Source organism: Geobacter benzoatilyticus, from assembly GCF_017338855.1.
Classification (GTDB): domain Bacteria; phylum Desulfobacterota; class Desulfuromonadia; order Geobacterales; family Geobacteraceae; genus Geobacter; species Geobacter benzoatilyticus.
The window spans coordinates 3,208,311-3,229,337 of the sequence record NZ_CP071382.1; the positions used below are offsets into that span (position 1 = coordinate 3,208,311).

The following is a 21,027-nucleotide window of genomic DNA, read 5'->3' on the forward strand; positions in this document are numbered from 1 at the left end:
TCCATCAAGCTTGATTTTTAGCAAATAAAAAGAGGGAGCTGGGAAACCAGCTCCCTCTTTTTTCAATCATTCATGCAAACTTGTTCAGCACATTTTTCAGGGGTCAATCACGCAAGATCCTGAACCGCCTGGTGGATGGTGTCAAACAGTTCGGGGATATCCTTTTCGTCAATACAGGAGAAGGCAATGCGCAGGTCAGTCTTGCCGATGGAAATGGCCCCGACACCGTACTTGTCAAGCATGTGGACGCGCAGTTTTTCGGCATCCACGGTCTTGAGTTTCAGGCACATGAAATAACCGGAGTTGAACGGGTAATAGTCCCAGGCTTTTTCATACTTGCCGCTGTTGAGCACTTCCTTCGTCTTGAGGGCGCGCCCCTTGAGCACCTGGAATTTTTCTTCCTTCTGCTGGAGGAAGTTCGGGGACCGGAGCGCCTCGATAGCAAAGGTCTGTGAGGGATGCGGACAGTTGGAGATCCGGGCGCGGATTATACCCATCGCCTTCTTCTCGAGAGCGGTGATGACCGGCGTGTTTTCATAGCTGTTGCCATCGGCAAAGGTGACGAAACCGGTACGGAAGCCCCAGACGAACTCCTCCTTGGTGGCGCCATCAAGCTTTATCGCCAGGATGCGGGGATGAATATTGGCGAGCTTGCCGAACAGGGACTCCTTCATGCTGTCTTCGTAGAAGAGGCCAAAATAGGCATCGTCGGTAATGGCTACGACGTTGCACCCTTCCTCTGCCACCTCTTTGATTGCGGCCACAAGGGCATCGCCTTCGGCAACAGTCGGGGTGTAGCCGCTCGGGTTGTTGGGAAAGTTGAGCAACACTACTGCTTTTCCCTTTTCCTCAGCGCTGTTCTTCAGCTCCGCCTTGAACGCATCGACGTCAAAGCCACCCTTTGCAGTAAAGGTATGATATTTCCGGACGACGGCCCCGGCGCAGGTACCGAAGGTCAGGTTGTAGTTCCCCCAGAGCATGTCGGGGAGGATCAGGTGATCTCCCTTGTCGACAAACATATCGGCAACGATGGAAAGGCCGTGGGTAAGGGCGTTGGTGACGATGGGATTGCTGAAGTGCTTCCCCTGCTGGCTGGGGTTTTCCCGCAACATCTTCTCCCGCCACAGGGAGCGCAGCTCCGGCTTGCCGGCTGGGGGAGCATAGGGGTAGATATCCTTCGGATCAAAGGCGGACAGCTTGTCCTGAATGCACTGCAGGTACATCGGACCGCCGTTTTCAGTGGCAATACCGATGGTTGCATTGAACTTGTGAGCCTTTTCCTTTGCTTCAGCCGACTGGGTCAGAATCCCTTTGGGGAAAAAGAGATTTTTACCGAGATCGGACAGCATCTCCAGAACATGGGGGTTGTGCTGGGCAAGCAGTTCATTCAGTTCAACAGCCAATGGGTTCATCGATTCCTCCTTGGGGCACACAGGCCTTAATCTGACGGCATTTTATTATAACATGTACATCGCAGTTTTCCCCACTACGGTAAGCCTGTCAAGGGGAAAAACTATCCCGTCTCGTAGACATTGGACCAACAGGAGCATGGGCAGACACATCAGCCCGTGATCTCCCGCAACGGTTCCTTAGTGCCACGGCCAAATGGAGCAGAGAGGGAGGGGCTGTAAGAGGTGGCCCCGCCGGACAGGACAGTTTGGCGGCGGGGATAAGGTGGAAAGCCTCCATGGTCATGCCGCCATTTTGAAGGGGCGGCCGGCGTAGCCAGGCCGCGGTTTTTGCCAATATGCCTCATCCGGTGTTCTGTCGTCCAGACTGGAGTGAGGACGGTTTGTGTTGTAGTAGTCGATCCAGCGCTTGAGACCTTGTCGCAGCTCGCTGCCGGTCTCATAGGCATGCAGATAGATGCACTCGTACTTCAGGGAGCGCCACAGCCTTTCGATCATGACGTTGTCCATCCAGCGCCCCTTGCCGTCCATGGAAATCTTGATGTCGGCATCCTTGAGCGCCCCGGTAAACGCGTCGCTGGTGAACTGGCTTCCCTGATCGGTGTTGAAAATCTCGGGCTTGCCATAGCGGAACATGGCATCTTCGAGCGCTGCCACACAGAAGTCGGCATCCATGGTGTTGGACAGCCGCCATGACAAAACCTTGCGACTGGCCCAGTCCATGATTGCCACCAGATAGAGAAAGCCGCGTCGTAGCGGGATGTAGCTGATATCGGCACACCAGACGTGGTTGGGACGATCGATCGTCAGACCACGCAGCAGATAAGGATAGACCTTGTGCTGCGGATGCGGCTGTGAGGTCTTCGGCTTCTGATAAATGGCCGACAAACCCATTACCTGTATCAGGCGGCCGATCCGCTTGCGATTGACCGCATGGCCATGCCGACGCAGGTGCCGCGTCATCTGTCGGGCTCCGTACCACGGCGTATCAAGATACTGTTCGTCGATCAGCCGCATCAGTTCCAGGTTTAGCGGCGATTCGCCCACCGGTTGGTAGTAGTATGTCGACCGATTGATCGAGAGCAGTTTGCATTGTTTGGCTATGCTGAGTCGGCCATGGCCGGGCTCGACCAGGCTTTTCCTTCGAGCGAGACTCAGCGAATGCGTCCGAAGGCTTTGGCTAAAAAATCGCGCTCCACTGTCAGTTGCCCGATTTTGGCGTGCAGATCCTTAATCTGGGCCTCGTCTGACTTGCTGCTTCGCTCCTTGGCACCGGAAAAGGCAGCTGCCATGTTCTCAATGGCTTGTCGCTTCCAGGTGGTAATCATGTTGGGATGCAGTTCGTAGCGACTGGCCAATTCGTTGATGGTCTGCTCACCACGAATCGCCTCAAGGGCAATCTTGGCTTTGAATTCGGCTGAATAGCGTTTCCGTCGGGTTGTGCTCACGGGTGTACCTCCGTCGTCAGTCTGCGGCTGTCCACCTTATCACACTGTCCGAATTCCGGGGACCACCTCTGATCTCGGGTTTTCTTCGGCCAAGTGGATTTACGGGGAGCGCAAGGGAAGGATCATTTCTGCGTTCAGCTACAACGGCGAAAATCTGCTGATCGGGGAAGATTCGCTGATGTCATCGGGCTCTTCCTATCTGAAAACGATGGAAGAGCTCGTGCGCTACTATCCGGTATTTGTGGAACAGTGCTTGAAACAGGCTGGCTGTGATGGTGACATCCTTCTTGCCGTTGGGCTGCCGTATTCCTACTGGCAGGAGCAGCATAAGCCGGGCGGCGCCGTGTCGGCCTTGGCAAAGTCACTGACCGGTGGGGCAATCAAGGAGGTGGCGGTATTCCCGCAGGGGCTAGGAGGACTGAGGGATTATCTTGACGGACTTCTGGAGCGTCCGACGGGCAATGTTCTCGGCATCGATATCGGCTTCAACACCATCATCTTCACCCTGTTCTCACCTCATAAAAAACAGATCATCCATGGCAAGACCCTCAACAAGCGGGGTGTCCACCAGATGGCCACCAGCTTTCTGCTGCCACGGATCAAGGATCTCGCGCCTTCTGGCACCTTCACCCCCGTGGAAATCGCCTTCCTGATCGAGAAGGGCTACCTGCAGTACGGCTTCGAGCGGCACGATGTCATCCGGGAGATCCAGGAAGCTGGCGTTGCCTATATTGAGCACATCATCCGTGATATTCAGGGTGAGTTGCAGGCTCATGTCGGGATGCATGCCGATTTTGATCGTGTCCTGCTGTTCGGCGGCGGTGCCGCATTCCTGAAGAACGGCCTGCCTGCCAGAAACATCGAGGTTATTGTACTACCGGAACCGGAATATGCCAATGCCAGGGGATTCCAGACGCTCGCCTTTGCCAAGGGGGTGTGATGTGCCCTTGTACTCACTCAAACTTTCCACCTATGATCCGGAAATTATCGATGCCTTCGAACGGTTACGCAAAAGCAGAAAACAGGCGACATTCACCCACGAGGCGATCAAGCAATTTCTTTCAACGGAGCGAGGAAAGCAGGTGCTGGCCAACATGGATGGAGTCACGGCAGGTCAGCAATTGCCAGCAATTCCTACATTGAGTGAAATGAAACCAGCAGATAAGCCGCAGGATGAACTGAGATCGGCTAAAAGTGCTTCTGCATTCACCCCAAACGCCGATTGTAGCGATATATTGAGCAGTATCTTGAATTAGGGACATGGTCACACTTTCACATCGGGAAAAAGTCCGAAGACGGCCAGAAGGACCATCCCCCCTTAGCACCCTTAACAAAGCAACTATATGCAGTCCTTTAGAGTGACGCTGTGCTACTGCTGTTGGTTTTTGCCGTTGCTTGCCATGAGTCAAATTCGATTTCATCATGCTTTCCGGCGGAACCATGCCAGAACCGCATCAATCGGTTGTGCTCCCGGTAATTGATCAACAACGCGTCCATGCTTCAACAGTACTATTGCCGGTATACCACGGATACTGAAGCGAGCCGCCAACGACGGGCTGTCCTGGGTATTGATTTGTAATATAGCCGCCTGGCCGGCCAGTCTTTCAGCAACTGTTTGCACCACCGGTGCGAAGGTATGGCAGTGCGGTCAGGTGGGTGCCCAAAACTCTGCCAGCACCGGACCAGGATAGGAGTTGATGAAGGAGTCGAAGGTCCGGTCGGTCACTTGCTGGGGATGGCAGTACAACGGCGGCAATGCTGACTTGCAGTTGCCGCAGCGTCCCCGCAGGCCCTCTTTATCAGCCGGGATACGGTTACCAGTACCGCAGGACGGGCAGGAAATCAGGTAGCTTGCCGTAGCCATGTCACTTCACCTCGGTTGCAGGTTGTTGTTCTTTTGGATATTGCCGACGCAGCCGTTCCAGCCCTTTCTGCCAGCTCTCGGCGTCGCCATATTCAAAGAACCGGGGATAATGCTCGTGGGCAGCCTTGATCCGGCGGGCATGCTTAATCGGGCACCAGTATTGTTCGGTCCGTGCGGCAATCTCCCGACCGTAGGCCATCAGGCCGTTGCCATAGGAACAGTAGAAACAGTTGAACTTCTCGATGACGTTCAGGTACGGGAGGTCTTCCCGGTCGAAAATCAGATAATCGGAGCGCTTTGCCTTGGGAATGCCGTACACAGGAAAGCAGATCGACTGATAAAGCCAGAGAAACAGATCCAGGATTATGAAGGGGATGAACCCCGCGTAAATAACCGGAGCGGTCAGGACATTGAGCGGTCTTGATTTGATCAGATAGCGGAACCAGCCGATTTTCAGGCGGCGTTGCTGCCGTGCTACCTCCTCGGCAAAACGAACCCGTTTCTTTTCGATGATGAACTCGAATTCGTCCCGTTTCTTCTTGAACTCGACTTCGAGTTCCTCCTGCAGTTCCTTGATCCGTCGGATGAGATCGTCAATGGTTTGGGGCATTCCGCTTCTCCCTGGCTTGATTTTGCTTACTCTGCTTGCAACTGAACGCTGCGCTGCTGTTGTTTGCCGTCACGGAGAATGGTGATGGTCACCGTATCGCCCGCCTTGAAGTCATCCAGTCGAGCCAGCAATTTGGGAGTCGTTTCGACCTGTTTTCCTTGTACGGCTATAATGATATCCCCCGGAGTAAATGTTCGGTCACGGTTAATGGTTATGCCTTTGAACCCTGCACGCGCTGCCGGAGAATTTGAACGCACCTTGAGTATTGCCACACCTTTGACGCCAAGCTGCTCGGTAATCGCCTCGTTGAGATCCTGATCAATTTCAATTCCCAAGGATGGACGAACATATTTCCCTTGACCAATCAGTTGCGGAACCACCCGGTTGACAGTATCAACCGGAACCGCGAATCCGACCCCGGCGGATGCGCCGGACGGGCTGTAGATGGCGGTATTGATGCCGATGAGCCGACCGGCGGAATCAAGCAACGGCCCGCCGGAATTGCCCGGGTTGATGGCGGCATCGGTCTGGATCAGATGCTCGATGACGCTGCCGGATTCTCCCTTCAATGACCGGTCCAGAGCAGAGACGATCCCGGTAGTCAGGGTCCAGTCGAGGCCGAAGGGATTGCCGATGGCAAAGACCTTCTGTCCGACCTTCAGGTTGTGAGAGGTCCCCACCGGCAGCGAATGCCCTTTTAAGCCGGTAGCGATCTTCAGCACCGCCAGGTCGTGCATGGGACTGGCGCCGACCAGACTGGCCTTGTACTCCTTGCCATCCGACAATCTGACCCGTGCTTCCGAGGCCCCATCGATGACATGGTAATTGGTGACCACATGTCCCTTGTCATCCCAAATGAACCCGGACCCGGTGCCACGAGGGATGGTGAAGATATTGCGGCTCCAGAAGTCCATGACCCGTTCCGAGGTTGAAATATACACGACCGAATCGCGGGACCGTTCGAACAGTTCGATGGTCGATTTCTCATCGGCGGCCAGATCGCCCCGGGCGGTTACCGCTCGCGGTGTTGCCGATTCTTTCTGGAAAGCCCGGTCCGCCCACGACAGGGCATGCCAGGCGAACAGCACGGTGATGACCGCAATGGTCAGCCAACGCAGGCGGCGCAGGAACGGGTCACTTGGCGAGTACTGAGGCATGTGGTACTCCGATCATCCAACAGGTAGTATTATCCTTCTTCTTGCCGGCCATGTTCCATGTTCCAGGCATCCCGTTCCCGCATAAGCCAGTACACGGCCCCCAGAGCGACGAGTGCCAGAGCCAGTGCCGCGATCTTGGCCGCTTCAAGGGCATGGATGTCCAGGATAATGAATTTACGGGCCAAAGCAAGAATCGACACCAGAATGACGGTTTTAACCTGGATGATATTCTGCTGCCGTTTGGTGGCGACCAAAATGGAGTGCTTGAACTCCATGGCAATGAGCAGGGTCATGATGCCGCCAAATACTGTCTGGAAGGTTTCGTGTTTCAGCGGATCGAAGGCTCTGCTCACCAGCAGGCTGAGGACATCTTCACCCAGCTTGTACAAGGCGACAACCACGATGAACGAAATGAGCAGCACCAGTATATTGGCGATCAGGTGCTCGAACAGGTGATAAGGCTTTGCTTTACTGAGCCCCTCGCTTGCTCTGTGTAACAATGATTGCAGTCTGCTTCGTTCGGTCAGCACATCCAGTCCCCACTTTTCCTCAGAATCTCCGTTCCAGCTCGTCAATGCGATCAAGCAGTTCCATCACCAGGGCCATTGCATCGAAGTTGAGACCAAGATCCCGTTTCAGGCGCAGGGCCTTCCTGGCCCTGACCACGGCGCTCCGGTCGAATAGAGGAGTTGTCCCTGCAGACAGCGGCTCGATGAGGCCGATGGAAAAGAGCCGCCTCGCCACCGAAAGGTGGCACTCGCACAGCCGGCTCAATTCATGGATGGTGATGCCCGGCACGGCGACCAGTTCATGCTTTCTGCTGATGATTATATCATACTGTTGAGCGGTCATAACTGTCCCTCGGTCACACACGCGGATCGAATCGCGATTCTTTTGCCAATTCCTCGAAGAGATGCCGCTCCCTGGCCGAGAGATGTTTCGGCACCACAATACGCACATTCACCAGCAGGTCTCCGTAGCGGCCCGACGCAACCGGCATCCCCTTGCCCCGAACCCGTAAGGTCTGGCCGCTCTGGGTACCGGCCGGCACGGTGAGATTGATCCGGCCATCGATGGTCGGCACCAGTACCTTTGCCCCGAGGGCCGCCTCCCAAGGGGTGATATCGACTGTTGTGGCCAGGTCATGGCCGTTCAGGGTGAAACGGCTGTCGGGAAGAATGCTGACTCGCAGGAACAGGTCGCCGGCATCCCCACCGCCGCTGCCGCTGCCGCCTTGCCCGGCAAGGCGGATCAGGGATCCGTCCGTAACACCCGGTGGGATGGTGACATCATAGCTGCGTCTGGTCCTGGTCGGTCTGCCTCTGCTGTCTGTTTCCACCCGTTCCAGTTCAATGGTTTTCCGGTCGCCATGACAGGCGTCGGCCAGCGTGATACTAATGGAAGTCTCATGGTCGCGGCCTCGCCGCCTCCTGGTGCCTCCGCCCCGGAATTCGGTCTCTTCGCCAAAACTCCACCCGCCGCCGAAGAGGTTCTGGAAGAAGTCACTGAACTGGCCCGGATCGGCAGTGGAGAAGTGGAATCGGACATTGTCGCCTCCCTGATACCCCTGGTTAGCGAATTGACCATCCCAGCCACTGCCGAACTGATCGTACTTGGCCCGTTTTTCCGGGTCACCCAGCACCTCGTAGGCTTCGTTGATCTGCTTGAATTTCTCCTCGGCAGTGCTTTCCTTGTTGATGTCGGGATGGTACTTGCGGGCCAGTTTACGGTAGGCCCGCTGGACCTCTTCCTGGGTTGCCGTTTTTCCTACGCCGAGGATGGCGTAATAATCCTGATACGTTGCCATGATCTTCACTCTCGCCAGAAACTATTATTCTTTCTTGTCGTCTTCCGGCCATCTGCGCATGCAGTAGATACACTGTTCAACATGATGCGGAATCGTATCCCGCAGGATTTCCTTCTGAAACTGGACGCCACAGCGCTTCGGAACGGGATAGCGATGCAGCTTGTTGTCTTTGATGAAGTAATGCATGCCATGCTCCTTTCTGGTGCGGTAGCTGGTTCGCTAAGCGAAATTCTCAACATTGTTCACATCGTTCTGTGTCCCGGCCAGAAACTTCAGCACGTTCTGAAGGTTTCGGACTTTCCTCGCCAAGACATCCTTTTTCTGCGGGTCATCAGTGGTTCTGAATTGGTGTTGCAACTCCTTGACATGCTCTTGAACGATCGTAACGGGATTTATTCTCAAATGTTTCATCTATCCTTCCTCCATGTCAGCAAGAAAGAATAAGGGATATTTCCCCCAGAACCAGCGAGGGCCGCATCAAGCGGCCCTCTATCATCCCTGCTGGTTCAGGATACCGGCACCCGGTAGCGGGCATGCCGTCCTTTGTCCGGCTTGGGCAGCCGGATGGTCAGGACCCCGTTTTTGAGGTCCGCCGCAATTGCCTTCTCATCGATTTCGTACGGCAACTGGAGAGTTCTGGCGAAGCTGCCGTACCGGCATTCTGAAATTAGGCACCCATCACCTCCTTTCCGTTCGCGTACCACGTTCTTTTCACCTTTTATCGTTAACCGCCTGCCGACAAGCTCAACCGAGAAATCATCTCTCTTCAGTCCCGGTACTTCTGCCCTGATGATCAGTTCATCAGATGTCTCGTGCATGTCGAGCGACGGGCCACCAAACTGCATGAAGGCTGGCAGGGTGTCGGCCGTGATTCGTTCCGGAGAATGCTCCTCATTTTTTCGCGGCATGAGTCTGGTCAGGAAATGGCCGACTTTGTCATGAACCCGCTCCAGCGCCTCGCTCCATTTCTCGGGCAACAGGTTTGACATTCTGATCACCTCCTCAGCAGACTCCTTTCTCAACCGACCTGGACGGCGATCCGTTTCGGTTTGGCGATTTCGGCCTTCGGTATCCGCAAGGTCAGGATGCCGTTCACATAGTCGGCATGGGCCTTTTCGTGGTCGAGGCTCTCGGGAATGGTGAACTGACGGTAGTAGTTGGCCAGTTCAAATTCCCGGTAGGCCGAGGTTCCCGGCATGGTGTGCTGCGCCGGAGCGCTGATGGTCAGGATGCCTTTTCCCACGTTCACATCGAGAGCATCCTTGGAAGCGCCTGGAATGTCAGCTGTCAGGACCAGACCTTCTTCTGTCTCGATGATATTCACCGCCGGGCGGATATATTTTTCGTTCGACCGCGTCTCTTCACGGGTCTGCACACTCCGTTCGTCGTTTCTTTCCGTCAAGCTGTTGGCTGCCATGATTGATTACCTCCTTTCCGTATCATGTCGTTCGTTATCACGAAAGTTTGATGTCGATTTTTTTTGGTTTGGCATGTTCGGCCTTGGCCAGATTGATCTGCATGATGCCGTCCCTGCAACTGGCCGTGATCTTGTCGGGATCGATGTCAACCGGCAGTTCCAAGGTGCGGGAGAATTTGCCGGATCCGAGTTCGGAGCGGTGTACGATCTGCCCTTCCTTCTCGACGAACGGTTTGCGTTCCCCGCTGATGGTGACCGTGTTCCGCAGTACGGTCAGATCGACATCCTTCGGATCAACGCCGGGAATCAGAGCCTCGATGTAGACATGCCCCTCATCCTCGCTGAAGTTGACCAGCGGGAATCGACGGGTTGTTAGCGGCGAAAGGAATGTCGGTCCAAACGGACGGTTGTAACCAGCGCCACGGAAAGCTTCGTCGATTTCCCTTCTCAGATTGTCCAGTTCTTTGAATACATCCCAGGTTGCCATGTGGATTACCTCCTTTCAATGAGTGATTTTCTGATCAAAAAATAAGTACGCATTTTCAGCGTGTCAAGAGGTGGAAGCTGATTTTTTAAACCGACTCAACCCTACGATATCATGAAGCATATTCTATTTTTATTCTTGAAATCGACGTAATATTTTGCTATATTTTTAGCAGTCAGCACTATAGAGTGCTAATCATGATACAAGTTTTTAGGAGGTGCGTCATGGTTACCAATCTGCCAGTTGTTGCCGACAGTCTTACCCTCTATCTTTCCGAAATTCGCAAATTCAGATTACTCACCGAAGACGAGGAGAGGAACTACGCCATCAAGTTCTTTGAGGAAAAGGACCTTGAGGCAGCTCATACCCTCATTACTTCAAACCTTCGCTATGTGGTTAAGGTCGCTTCCGAATATCGCCGTTACGGTCTGAAAATGCTCGATCTGATCCAGGAGGGCAATATTGGCCTGATGATGGCTGTTCGCAAATTCAATCCCTATAAAGGGGTTCGGTTGATTTCCTACGCCGTATGGTGGATTCGGGCCTATATCCAGAATTACATTGTTTCCGCTTGGAGCCTGGTAAAAATCGGTACTACGCAAGCACAGAAAAAATTGTTTTATGGGTTACGCAAGACCAAGGAAGCACTGCTTAAATTAACCGGCAGTGATAGCGACACCTTGGAAGTTTCCAGTAAGCTCCATGTGCCAGATCATGAGGTCGTTGAAATGGAGCAACGGCTTAAAGGGGACGTTTCTCTTAATGATGAGCTTTTCGAAAGCGATGGCCTGACGATACTTGATGCAATTGCTGATGACCGGATGAATCAGGAAGAAATGCTAGGCGAGTATCAAAAAGAGCGTGTACTGAAAAAAGCAATTGCTCAAGCTTTGCAGGGGTTGAATGAAAAAGAGAGGTATATTGTTGAACACAGGATCACTAGTGATGATCCCGCAACACTTCAAGATATTGCGGACCACTTTTCAATTTCACGTGAGCGGGTACGCCAGATAGAAGAGCGTGCATTGACAAAACTAAGCAATAGCCTGAAGCCCCAATTATTACTCGCTCACTAGCCAGGAGGTTAATGTTCAACTTGAGTTATTTTGTGAGGGTTGTTTATAATTATTTTAGAGGATTCCGTCATGAGGAGGAGCATAGATCATGATCCATGCGCGATCAACGATACCGAACGTGTGACGAAAATCTTCTTTTAACAGATGGAAAGGAAGAAACACTGGGGAAAAGGAGGTATCCGTCATGAAAGGGAGAATTTACGACAAACTCTGCGCCATTGATGACAGTGGAAGAGCAAGCGCTCTTGCTTCAGAACCAACTGTCTTCTGTGCGCAGTGCGGTGCCGAAGCGCACGACCCGTCGAGCGTCTGTGAGCCGGTGGATATCAAGAGCAGAAAGTAGGAACTTGATGTTTCTGGATTTGAGAAGGTGGGCTTGGTCTTTCAAGCTCACCTTTTTTGCTTATGATGAGGCTGACCACTTCCATTAACAACATTTAGAGTCTTGGGACGGTGCACCATGCGCCGTCCCATTCGTGGAACGTCTAGCTGAATATCATCATGTTGCCGATAATAGCATTCAAGCTACCACTTGGACGCATGGCCTTGGCTGTTTTTACCTTGTCGGGGTGATAGTACCCTCCCATGTCAACGGGTTTTCCCTGGGCACCGAGCAGTTCCTCATTGATCAAGGATTCGTAATTTTCAAATTGACGTGCCACGTTGGCAAAGCGAACCCGAAGCTCCCCGTCTTTTTTCTGTTCTGACAGCGCCTGTGCCCAGTACATGGCAAGGTAGAAATGGCTGCCGCGGTTGTCGATCTGCCCCACCTGGCGGGCAGGCGACTTGTTGGCGTCAAGGAACTTGGCGATGGCCTGATCGAGGGTCTCGGCGAGGACCATGGCCTTGTCGTTTCTGAAGGTGGTTCCGAGATGCTCGAGGGAAGCGGCAAGGGCCGAGAACTCCCCGAGGGAATCCCAACGCAGATATCCTTCCTTGACAAACTGCTGAACATGCTTGGGGGCAGAACCTCCCGCGCCGGTCTCAAACAGACCGCCGCCCGCCAGCAGTGGCACGATGGAGAGCATCTTGGCGCTGGTCCCCAGTTCTAGGATAGGAAAGAGGTCTGTCAGGTAGTCCCGGAGAACGTTGCCTGTGACCGAGATAGTATCCAGCCCTTTGCGGATTCGTTCCAGCGAATAACGCATGGCCTCAGCCGGCGGCAAAATCTTGATTTCGAGGCCAGTGGTGTCGTGATCCTTGAGGTATTTCTCTACCTTGGCAATAACTTGGGCGTCATGGGCTCGATTCTTGTCCAACCAGAAAATGGAATGGGCACCGGTGGCCCTGGCCCGCCTCACGGCTAGCTTGACCCAGTCCTGGATCGGGATGTCCTTCACGCGGGACATCCGCCAGATATCGCCGTCCTCCACCTGGTGCTCCATCAGAACCTTGCCGTTGGCGTCCACCACGCGGACGGTTCCATCGTAAGGGATTTCAAACGTGGTCGGATGGGAACCGTACTCTTCGGCTTTCTGGGCCATGAGACCAACGTTGGGAACGGAGCCCATAGTGGCGGGATCGAAGGCGCCATGTTTTTTGCAGTCCTCGATGATCTCCTTGTACATCGTGGCGTAGCAGCGGTCCGGGATCATTGCCTTGGTATCATGGAGCTGGCCGTCAGGCCCCCACATCTTGCCTCCGTCACGGACAACTACCGGCATGGAGGCGTCAACGATGACGTCGCTGGGCACATGCAGGTTGGTGATACCTTTGTCGGAATCAACCATCGCCAGCTTCGGGCGCTTGGTGTACTCAGACCGGATGTCGGCTTCGATCTCGGCACGCTTTGCTTCCGGCAGGCTCTGGATCTTCTTGTAGAGGTCGCCGAGCCCCATGTTGGGATTGACACCAAGCTCCTTGAAGGTTGCTGCATGCTTCTCAAACACATCTTTGTAAAAGATGGATACGGCATGACCGAACATGATCGGGTCGGAGACCTTCATCATGGTGGCCTTAAGGTGTAGGGAGAGGAGCAGATCCTGACTTTTGGCATGCTCGATCTGTTCAGTAAAGAACTGGCGAAGCGCCTTTTTGCTCATGAAGGTGCCGTCAAGGATTTCGCCCTTCTCCGCCTTCATCTTGTCTTTCAGGACGGTTGTCTTGCCGTCCTTGTTAATTAGCTCGATCCTGAACTCGAATGCGTCCTCTGCGGTTATGGACTTTTCGTTGCCATAAAAGTCGCCTCCGGTCATATGGGCGACATGTGCACTGGAATCCGGGCTCCAGTGTGCGAGATTGTGCGGATTCTTCTTTGAAAAGTTCTTCACCGACAACGGAGCTCGACGGTCGGAATTACCCTCGCGCAGCACCGGGTTGACGGCACTGCCGAGCACCTTGGCATACCTTTCCTTGACCTCCTTCTCGGCGTCGGTCTTGGGATCCTCAGGATAATCGGGGACATTGTACCCCTGCCTCTGGAGTTCTTTTATGGCCTCTTTAAGCTGAGGGACAGAAGCACTAATATTGGGGAGCTTGATGATATTTGCTTCCGGGCTCTGGGTAAGTTCACCCAACTGGGCCAGTTGATCGGGAATTCTTTGTGCTTCCGTCAGGTTCTCAGGGAAAATGGAAATAATCCTACCAGCAAGTGAGATATTCCGGGTTTCAACCTCAACACCGGTCCCCCTGGTGAACGCCTGAACGATAGGGAGCAACGAGTACGTTGCTAGTGCGGGTGCTTCATCAATTTCCGTCCAGATAATCTTGTGTGTCGCCATGTTGCCTGCCTCCTATCTTGGGGCTAACCCACTGTTTATAGAATAGTTTCAACATAATGGCGGCATATGGAATTTTCAAGGGAGGGGAGAACAGCGGAGAGAAGTTGCCATTAAAGGCGACCATGATCAAACCTGAGAAGATGACTATAATAAGTAACTGAAAGCCCTCGCCGTAGCCCAGGAAATCGCTGCGTGCCGGGGCCATAACATCCAGTGGAGACTAAGTATTTTCCGCAAACGGATGCAAAAACGGATGCTAGGCGCTCCTTCTAGGAGGGAATCATCCCCGACTTCGAGACTTATTCCGTTGATTACTATGAAATGCTATACAATTAACGTAATTGTTGCACCATGCTTCTCTTGGTTGTACGGTGATTCACGTCCACCCAACTACAAACGGATGCAAAAACGGATGCAATGACCACCAAGGCATAAAAAAAGGACTTAACCATATCGGCTAAGTCCTTGTTTTTTTTGGAGCGGGAAACGGGATTCGAACACTTAAGGTTCCCACTGCGTATTCCGGTGAAAGCGGCCAGTCGAACTGACGTGATGGCGGCCACCGTTCCGCTGTGAATACGGCCAGCGTTCCGGTGATTCCGGCCAGTGGTGAGAGAGAGTCTCGGGGTGTGGGTTTTTACTCTGTCACAGTTTCTGTTTTCTGGTCAAGCACGGATCGTTTTCGTCTCATGGATTCACCCCTCAGTTCCAGCTTGTAGGCATTGTGCACCAGTCTGTCCAGTATGGCGTCAGCCAGAGTCGGATCCTGCATGGCATCATGCCAGGCCCTCACCGGCAGCTGGCTGGTGATAACGGTTGCCTTGCGGTCATAACGTTCCTCGACGATCTCCAGCAGTTCCCGCTGTTCCTCCCGCGTCAGGGGAGAGATGAGCATGTCGTCCAGAATCAGCACCTCGCATTTGGTTAGCGGCGCAATGATCTTGTTGTAGCGGCCATCGAGCCTGGATACCGCGATCTCCTGAAGCAGCCGCGGCACTCTCTGGTAGAGAACAGAGTGACCGTCCCGGCAGGCTTTCTGTGCCAGCGCACAGGCCAGGTAACTCTTGCCGGCGCCGGTCGGCCCGGTCACCAGGATGTTGTGATGGCTCTTCACCCACTGATTCCCGGCAAGGGACATGACCTGTGAGCGGTCAACACCTCTTCCCTGGCGGAAGTCCAGATCCTCGATCGAGGCAGACAGCCTGAGCTTGGCGTTCTTGAGTCGGTTCTGCATCCGCCGGTTTTCCAGATCGGTCATCTGGTAGTCCACGATCAGGCCGAAGCGCTCTTCAAAGGAGAGCTGTGCCATGTCCGGGCATTGCATCTGGTCCGCAAAGGCCCTAGCCATGGCTGTCAGTTTCATCGAGTTCAGCTTCTCGATGGTCGGTTGTGTCAGCATACAGTTTCCTTTCGTCGTTGTAGTAATCCGTGCCCCTGATGTTCTCGTGGGCAACCGGAAGTAGTTCCATCTGTTTGGGTAGCGCCTTCTGATCCAGGTTGTTCTCTAGGATCGACTTGATGCTTCTGTAGGTGACGCCTTTAATGGTGACTGCCCGTTCACAGGCCGCCTCCAGACGTTCTTTGGTATAGCGCTTCGCAAGCGAGATGATCCCCATGCAGGATCGGAAGCCGTGCTCGGGATATGCCTTGCGTGACAGAATGGTTTCCACCACCTGTGCCGTCGCTGTTCCGGTCTGGGCGGCCCAGGAGATGATCCGCTCCGGTGTCCACTCGGCGAACTCACGGTGGGCTTTGGGCATATGCTCCGGTGTGGTGGTGTGTTTGCCCTGGACAGATGACTTGGGATGGGAGGCAACCCGGTTTCCCTTGTAGAAGCACTCGACGATCGTCTCGGTGTAACGCACATCCACCTGTTCCTTCACCAGGCGATGCGGGACGCTGTAGAAGTGCCCTTCCAGTTCGACATGGTAATCGATGTGCACCCGGGCCTTCTTCCACTGGGCATACTCATAGGGTGTTTCCGGTAAAGGCAGCATGGCCGGAAGGTCAATCTCCTCGAACCGGCTCTGTCGGCATCCGGGCAGCTTCCTGAAGGGGCGGTTGTTCAGAAGGAGAAGGCGTTCACGAATGGCGGCATTGGCTTCGGCCAGGCTGAAGAAGGTCCGGTTGCGCAGGCCTGCCAGGATGAAACGCTGGGCAATCAGCACGCCCCCTTCGACCTTGGCCTTATCCTTGGGATGGCGTACACGGGCAGGAACGATGGCGGTGCCGTAATGATCGGCAAGTGCCGCATAGGTGGGGTTTATATCGGGTTCATAGCGGCAGGTCTTGGTGACGGCGGAGAGCAAGTTGTCGGGAACGATGCAATGCGGGACGGCGTCCATAAAACCGAACGCCCGCACATGGGATCCGGTCCAGTCTGCAAGTGACTGGGTCCAAGTGGCATCGGCATAGGTCTGGTTGCTGCCGCCCATGACACCCACGAACATCTGGGCGTCCCGGACCTCGCCGGTGGTGGCGTCCACAACCGGTACCGTCTGGCCACTGTAGTCGACAAAGAACTTCTCGCCGGCACGGTGCTCCTGGCGCATGGAGCGGTCGAGCTTCTTTCTCCATTGCCGGTACAGTTCGCAGAACTGGCTGTACTGGTAACCGGAGGGTTCGCCCTCCTTGTACTCCTGCCACAACAGCATGAGGGTGAGCTTCTTATGTTTGACAAGTTCATCGTGCAGAGCCCGCCAGTCGGGTTGGGGCAGCTTGCGGGAGGCTGGGTTGACAACGGGGGGATAGAGGCGCAGTTCAAGGGCTTCATCATCGAGATCGGCAGGCAAAGGCCAGGAAAAACCGGCGGCGACTGCCCGGTTGATGGTGTCATCCACGGTGCTCTTGCCGACACCGCAGGTCCTGGATGTATCACGCCGGCTCTGGTTACACGACCAAACAAGGCGGAGTATCTCTCGTATCTTTCGCATGGTAACTCTTTCTCTCGGCATCACGCCCTCCTCGTTATTCAATCAAGGAAGGCAGGATACCTGTTGGAGTTACCCCGCGACTACACTCTCATTTTACACTGGCCGGATTGCTCCGGAATGGTGGCCGCAATCAAATCGGAATGCCGGCCGGTTTCCCGTCGGAACGGTGGCCGCTTTCCCGCCGGAATGGTGGCCGGATTCGTCCGGAATACGCACCACTCTGAATTCACGGCAAGAGCTGGCTATGATCAAGTAATATTCAATATTTTCGCCAATCTTCTGGCTGGGCATGAGTCCTCACAACTCCACCAGAATGCACCATACTCCACACTAATTGGCGAAAGAATTGCGAAAGCCGCTTTATACGTCTCATGCTGGAACCAGTCCAGGCCCCTCTTGCTTTGGAGGTTGAGGGTGCCGGGGTAGCCCCTATTTTTTGAGTTCGGAAGGAGCAAGTGCCTCGATGGTTGAGAGCGCTGACTCCTTATCCAGGTTTGTAATCCATTCCTTCGCAAAAAAACTATCGAAATATACTACGACACCATCGGTATCTATAATATAAATACCTGCGCCTGTGTTGGCAGCGGCCTTTGGGAAAATGTTAAACGCTTGTCCAAACGCAAGAGAAGCGCCTAACATCGGCAGACTCAGCCCAAACCCCTGCTTGACTTGAATAGGCCGTCCACATTCAAACCTTGGGGCACGACTGATTTGTACAGGAGCGAAGGTCCTGCCAGTAAATACGATAAGTGCTTTGGCCCCTTTTGGAACCAACACACCTTTCATTTCAGGAAATAGTACCTTCCCTTCTCTGATCGATTGTTTGAGTTCGTCCTTACCGACAGATGCAAATTTTTCACGAAATGATTTGTATTCATCATTCCCCCAAAACTCCTCAGCCTGATTGCCGTTGACGCGAAAATATTCTGCTCCGACATAGGTGAGCATGACCTCGGCAGAACATGAATACTCTGGAGGCAAGTCGGCATTTGTAATGCCTGAATCCCCTCTGTAAATATACCCCGCGCTTGTCACCAGGTATTTACCAGGATGTGCAACGATACCGTCGTATCGAGCGTTTTTTAAGGAGCCGCAACCAGTTAATGATAAGAGAGCTATCATTACAAACAAGCATTTAATGGCATCCATAATAGCTCCGAATTAAAACCCCTTTTGGGTTTGGGCCTTACTGCGTATATGTTCAGCATAAACTCGTTTGTTAGATTTATCTACTTCATCTACAAGCTTCTTGCTGAGGAAAACCATCTTATGCTTAGAAAAGAAATCTTGCTGTAACTGGAGAATGACTGTTTTAAAATCCCAAGTATATTTTTTGTCGCTCATGAAACTGTCTGTACCGGCAGGCTGACCATATTTAGCAGCCAACTGCTGAGCGATTTTGTCAAAATCTCCGCCCATCTGATAGCGAATTAGATAAAGTTTGTCGTTTATAAACCCGAATCTAGCAGTTTGCAATTGGTCCAATGGCAGCTTACTGATATCAACTAGGACAACATCCTTATTAGCAACACCGTCGGGATCGTTATCCCCATATGACGGTTTAGCTTCACCATAACCACTTCCATCAACTTTCCCGCCTTCCTTCTCCCATAGTGTCTGTGCCTCTTCAATTGTTGTTTTCCCAAATACAAATCCAAATGGCGTGGGGTCGTCCGGCAAATTGTATTTTGCTACAGTTTTTGCTTTTTTTGATTTTTTCTCAGCAGCAAAGGTCGATGATATGGTTACTGAAAACGATGCAATAAGGAAAAGAATGAGTAGTTTTGTAATCCGCATTAAAGAAGCCCCCTATTGTGTTAACTAATCTGTACGTTTTTGCTGTAGGTGCGAGGCGACACCTCCGTCTTTTAAAACGTCTCGTCGGATGCCACCACCATGATATATTCATGAATACTACCAATAATCCATTAATTGTTTACGGTTCTTGATACACACCATTTCTAAAAATACAATCGACTGTATTGGGTGGATGGATCTGATCCAATTTCATCCACCGTTCTCCGATCATTGTCTGGATCTTTATTATTGGGGGCTTTACTTCTATGACCATACCACAGTGTGTCAGATCACCAGGCTTATATATGTTAGTATTAGTAGACAGTGTAGATGGTTTCCATAATATCTTGTTATTCTTGTCTGTTATCACTTCTACGCCATTTATTTTTGTAACTTTTGCTACTATATTCCCATTTTTATTTATGTATATCTTCTGTTTATTCTTAGATGCTAAAATGAGTTCGTCATGGAAATCGAAAGTCTCTACATTATCGAATCCAATGCTTGTAACGTATCCTGAACCAGCTTTATATAAATCTATATCTCTGTTTTCATCAACTGCCCAGATATATCCATTTGAATTACTGCCCAATATGACACAATGTAATCCTATCGTAGCAAATTTACCTGCCTTATCTACCAGATAATATTTTCCATTATACTTAACAGGCGCATAGCCATCATTGAAATCGCCTTGATCATCAAGTACTGAATCAATTACATATTTGCCATTAATGTCGATATATCCCCATTTACCATCTTTTTTGACAGCGCATAAACCTTCAGAAAAATCGCTTGCATCCTGATATACTGGTTTTATTGCAATATTGCCTTTGCTGTCGTAATATCCGTAGGCTTGTTCACTTTTTGACCACATTTTGATTCTATCGTCTCTAGTATATTTTCCAGCTATCCATTCAGTTTCAGGCGGAGTAAATACAGATTCACCCTTGCGAGAGAATATCCTTGACTCGTATTTATCTTCGCATTTTATTCCCACTACTAATAAAGGAACATTTTCCCAACTGTAAGGTATCGAAGATATGTTATCAACTATAGTTTTACCGTCTTTATTGATGAGTTTATATAAACCATTTTTTTCACAACGACCCAAGCCGTTTTCAAAGTTCCACGCCCCATCGCAATCAATATTGATAACGGCCTTACCTTTCTTGTTTATGTAATAATGCCTTTTTTTTACTTGCACCAAAGCAAGTCCGTCATTGAATGCCCCGGCCCAATCAAAATCGCCGGAAATTACTTTTTCCCCGCGAGTGTCAATAAATGTCCACTTATTTTCTCTCTGTACGGCAGCAAATCCTTCTTTAAAATCGCGAACATCTGTGTATTTTGGAGATACAATGACCTTTCCTTGCGAATCAATAAATCCATAAAGATTGTTGACTTTGACTTTGTATAGTTTATCTGAGGCATAACCTTGCGTAACAAAACCAAATACCAATAAACAAACATAGAAACAAATTTTCATACTATCCTCCAGATGCTAACAGAGATAACATTACCGGCAGTGTCTAAATAAAATACGACATTTTAAAGCGTTTGTTGATTATACACTGAGTGCCCAGGCAGCGTCGGAATCACCTTCCCCTCAGCGTCCCGCGCCGACCGAACAATCACAATCCCTTCGCACTGCTCCTCACAGACATCTCCATCTACATGTCGAGGCCCGAGAAAACAACAGTCACTTCTGCCGCTAAACCGTCAATACAGCCTTATCGCCCAGTCAGTATCTAACGGTGTTGGTGGGAATCGCTTACAAATTAGGGTAAAGCCAGCTTTGTTGCCCTATTTATGCAGAGCTATAGCATTATGGCTGCTTCCCTTATTTTCCTGCCCTCTTTCATCATCCTGATTCCTGTAGGCACGTGAGTGAACAACGGGAAAATCCCCCAACAGAAGAAAATTCCTGCGATGACATAAATGAGCCCATGCACGTAGGTGTCACGGGTTTTTCCGTAAACTCCTTTCGTGTTGTTCCTGTATACAAAAGCATAAAACTTTCCATTTGTCGGGTTCATTTCTCCAACAACGGTGACGTTATCTCCTTTGTTGATTACCCATGGGTCTTCTACTAGAAGCTCAATTACCCGGTTGACGCCGTCCAGTTCGAACTGAACATTTCGTCTTGATATAGCTTTGAATGTCTCCACTTTACCTTGTAGTTTCTCAAGCATCTATTACCTCCAAAAAAATTTCATTTTTTCGCCCAATGTTCGGCCAATGTTCGGCTTTAGGGAAGAGGTGGCCCCGCCGGACAGGACAGTTTGGCGGCGGGGATAAGGTG

Annotated in this window: 23 protein-coding genes and 1 pseudogene; 5 read left to right on the forward strand and 19 right to left on the reverse strand. The window is 51.9% G+C overall.

Going from position 1 to position 21,027, the window contains the following annotated elements; translation table 11 throughout:
* Nucleotides 1-107: 107 nt before the first annotated feature.
* Together JZM60_RS14895 and JZM60_RS14900 are read right to left on the reverse strand one after the other, a co-directional pair.
* Nucleotides 108-1,412, reverse strand: coding sequence for an aminotransferase class I/II-fold pyridoxal phosphate-dependent enzyme (locus JZM60_RS14895; RefSeq protein ID WP_207163194.1), 1,305 nt, complete (start codon nucleotides 1,410-1,412; stop codon nucleotides 108-110).
* 279 nt (nucleotides 1,413-1,691) lie between these two features.
* A protein-coding gene (locus JZM60_RS14900) for an IS3 family transposase (protein WP_420907825.1) occupies nucleotides 1,692-2,857 on the reverse strand; the annotation gives its coding sequence in 2 pieces (ribosomal slippage) (nucleotides 1,692-2,599 and nucleotides 2,599-2,857; 1,167 coding nt in all).
* A gap of 208 nt (nucleotides 2,858-3,065) precedes the next feature.
* On the opposite strand from JZM60_RS14900, the gene JZM60_RS14905 reads away from it, so the two are divergent.
* Together JZM60_RS14905 and JZM60_RS14910 are read left to right on the forward strand one after the other, a co-directional pair.
* Complete coding sequence (locus JZM60_RS14905; RefSeq protein ID WP_241426283.1) at nucleotides 3,066-3,797, forward strand: ParM/StbA family protein; 732 nt, start codon at nucleotides 3,066-3,068, stop codon at nucleotides 3,795-3,797.
* Nucleotides 3,798-3,804: 7 nt separating this feature from the next.
* Entirely contained in the window at nucleotides 3,805-4,113 is a 309-nt protein-coding gene (locus tag JZM60_RS14910; RefSeq protein ID WP_192905690.1) for a hypothetical protein, read from the forward strand.
* A gap of 164 nt (nucleotides 4,114-4,277) precedes the next feature.
* Here the strand turns inward: JZM60_RS14910 and JZM60_RS14915 are convergent, their stop codons facing one another.
* The 6 genes from JZM60_RS14915 to JZM60_RS14940 are packed head-to-tail and all read right to left on the reverse strand — an operon-like array spanning nucleotide 4,278 to nucleotide 8,295.
* Nucleotides 4,278-4,721, reverse strand: a complete 444-nt coding sequence (locus JZM60_RS14915) for a thioredoxin family protein (RefSeq protein WP_207163195.1) — start codon at nucleotides 4,719-4,721, stop codon at nucleotides 4,278-4,280.
* A gap of 1 nt (nucleotide 4,722) precedes the next feature.
* Nucleotides 4,723-5,331 (reverse strand): hypothetical protein, encoded by a 609-nt coding sequence (locus JZM60_RS14920; protein ID WP_108103959.1) that lies wholly within the window; start codon nucleotides 5,329-5,331, stop codon nucleotides 4,723-4,725.
* A 26-nt stretch (nucleotides 5,332-5,357) separates the two neighbouring features.
* Nucleotides 5,358-6,488: a S1C family serine protease gene (locus JZM60_RS14925; protein WP_207163196.1), complete on the reverse strand. Its 1,131-nt coding sequence runs from the start codon at nucleotides 6,486-6,488 to the stop codon at nucleotides 5,358-5,360.
* Between the two features lie 29 nt (nucleotides 6,489-6,517).
* Nucleotides 6,518-6,988, reverse strand: coding sequence for a phosphate-starvation-inducible PsiE family protein (locus tag JZM60_RS14930; protein ID WP_241426284.1), 471 nt, complete (start codon nucleotides 6,986-6,988; stop codon nucleotides 6,518-6,520).
* Nucleotides 6,989-7,037: 49 nt separating this feature from the next.
* Nucleotides 7,038-7,340: a chaperone modulator CbpM gene (locus tag JZM60_RS14935; protein ID WP_207163197.1), complete on the reverse strand. Its 303-nt coding sequence runs from the start codon at nucleotides 7,338-7,340 to the stop codon at nucleotides 7,038-7,040.
* A gap of 13 nt (nucleotides 7,341-7,353) precedes the next feature.
* Entirely contained in the window at nucleotides 7,354-8,295 is a 942-nt protein-coding gene (locus JZM60_RS14940) for a DnaJ C-terminal domain-containing protein (protein WP_207163198.1), read from the reverse strand.
* A gap of 153 nt (nucleotides 8,296-8,448) precedes the next feature.
* On the opposite strand from JZM60_RS14940, the gene JZM60_RS14945 reads away from it, so the two are divergent.
* Nucleotides 8,449-8,739 (forward strand): hypothetical protein, encoded by a 291-nt coding sequence (locus JZM60_RS14945; RefSeq protein ID WP_207163199.1) that lies wholly within the window; start codon nucleotides 8,449-8,451, stop codon nucleotides 8,737-8,739.
* 62 nt (nucleotides 8,740-8,801) lie between these two features.
* On the opposite strand, the gene JZM60_RS14950 is transcribed toward JZM60_RS14945, so the two are convergent.
* Genes JZM60_RS14950 through JZM60_RS14960 form a run of 3 tightly spaced genes read right to left on the reverse strand, consistent with a single transcriptional unit; the run spans nucleotide 8,802 to nucleotide 10,199 of the window.
* Nucleotides 8,802-9,284, reverse strand: a complete 483-nt coding sequence (locus tag JZM60_RS14950; RefSeq protein WP_207163200.1) for an Hsp20/alpha crystallin family protein — start codon at nucleotides 9,282-9,284, stop codon at nucleotides 8,802-8,804.
* A gap of 29 nt (nucleotides 9,285-9,313) precedes the next feature.
* A complete protein-coding gene (locus JZM60_RS14955) occupies nucleotides 9,314-9,712 on the reverse strand; it encodes an Hsp20/alpha crystallin family protein (protein ID WP_207163201.1) in 399 nt (132 codons plus the stop codon).
* A 37-nt stretch (nucleotides 9,713-9,749) separates the two neighbouring features.
* A complete protein-coding gene (locus JZM60_RS14960) occupies nucleotides 9,750-10,199 on the reverse strand; it encodes an Hsp20/alpha crystallin family protein (RefSeq protein WP_108103951.1) in 450 nt (149 codons plus the stop codon).
* Between the two features lie 221 nt (nucleotides 10,200-10,420).
* Between JZM60_RS14960 and rpoH the strand changes: the two genes are divergently transcribed.
* Together rpoH and JZM60_RS14970 are read left to right on the forward strand one after the other, a co-directional pair.
* The gene (rpoH, locus tag JZM60_RS14965; RefSeq protein WP_207163202.1) at nucleotides 10,421-11,272 is read left to right on the forward strand and encodes an RNA polymerase sigma factor RpoH; all 852 of its coding nucleotides are present in this window, start codon (nucleotides 10,421-10,423) and stop codon (nucleotides 11,270-11,272) included.
* A 184-nt stretch (nucleotides 11,273-11,456) separates the two neighbouring features.
* Complete coding sequence (locus JZM60_RS14970; RefSeq protein WP_158271095.1) at nucleotides 11,457-11,615, forward strand: hypothetical protein; 159 nt, start codon at nucleotides 11,457-11,459, stop codon at nucleotides 11,613-11,615.
* A gap of 142 nt (nucleotides 11,616-11,757) precedes the next feature.
* On the opposite strand, the gene JZM60_RS14975 is transcribed toward JZM60_RS14970, so the two are convergent.
* From JZM60_RS14975 to JZM60_RS15010, 8 genes and pseudogenes are all read right to left on the reverse strand, one after another.
* Nucleotides 11,758-13,992 carry an NADP-dependent isocitrate dehydrogenase gene (locus JZM60_RS14975; protein ID WP_108103949.1) on the reverse strand — a complete coding sequence of 745 codons (2,235 nt, stop codon included), beginning with the start codon at nucleotides 13,990-13,992 and terminating at the stop codon, nucleotides 11,758-11,760.
* Nucleotides 13,958-14,197, reverse strand: a complete 240-nt coding sequence (locus tag JZM60_RS14980; RefSeq protein WP_108103948.1) for a hypothetical protein — start codon at nucleotides 14,195-14,197, stop codon at nucleotides 13,958-13,960. Before JZM60_RS14980 ends, JZM60_RS14975 begins: the two co-directional genes overlap by 35 nt.
* A 432-nt stretch (nucleotides 14,198-14,629) precedes the next feature.
* Nucleotides 14,630-15,391 carry an IS21-like element helper ATPase IstB gene (gene istB, locus JZM60_RS14985; RefSeq protein WP_207162069.1) on the reverse strand — a complete coding sequence of 254 codons (762 nt, stop codon included), beginning with the start codon at nucleotides 15,389-15,391 and terminating at the stop codon, nucleotides 14,630-14,632.
* Nucleotides 15,392-15,407: 16 nt separating this feature from the next.
* Nucleotides 15,408-16,925 (reverse strand): annotated as a pseudogene (gene istA / locus JZM60_RS14990) (IS21 family transposase); the annotation flags it as partial.
* 429 nt (nucleotides 16,926-17,354) lie between these two features.
* Nucleotides 17,355-18,074: a hypothetical protein gene (locus tag JZM60_RS14995; protein WP_207163203.1), complete on the reverse strand. Its 720-nt coding sequence runs from the start codon at nucleotides 18,072-18,074 to the stop codon at nucleotides 17,355-17,357.
* A 12-nt stretch (nucleotides 18,075-18,086) separates the two neighbouring features.
* The gene (locus tag JZM60_RS15000; RefSeq protein ID WP_207163204.1) at nucleotides 18,087-18,722 is read right to left on the reverse strand and encodes a hypothetical protein; all 636 of its coding nucleotides are present in this window, start codon (nucleotides 18,720-18,722) and stop codon (nucleotides 18,087-18,089) included.
* Between the two features lie 139 nt (nucleotides 18,723-18,861).
* On the reverse strand, nucleotides 18,862-20,211 hold the full coding sequence (locus JZM60_RS15005; protein WP_207163205.1) for a WG repeat-containing protein: 1,350 nt from the start codon (nucleotides 20,209-20,211) through the stop codon (nucleotides 18,862-18,864).
* A 331-nt stretch (nucleotides 20,212-20,542) separates the two neighbouring features.
* Nucleotides 20,543-20,917 carry a hypothetical protein gene (locus JZM60_RS15010; RefSeq protein WP_207163206.1) on the reverse strand — a complete coding sequence of 125 codons (375 nt, stop codon included), beginning with the start codon at nucleotides 20,915-20,917 and terminating at the stop codon, nucleotides 20,543-20,545.
* Nucleotides 20,918-21,027: the final 110 nt, after the last annotated feature.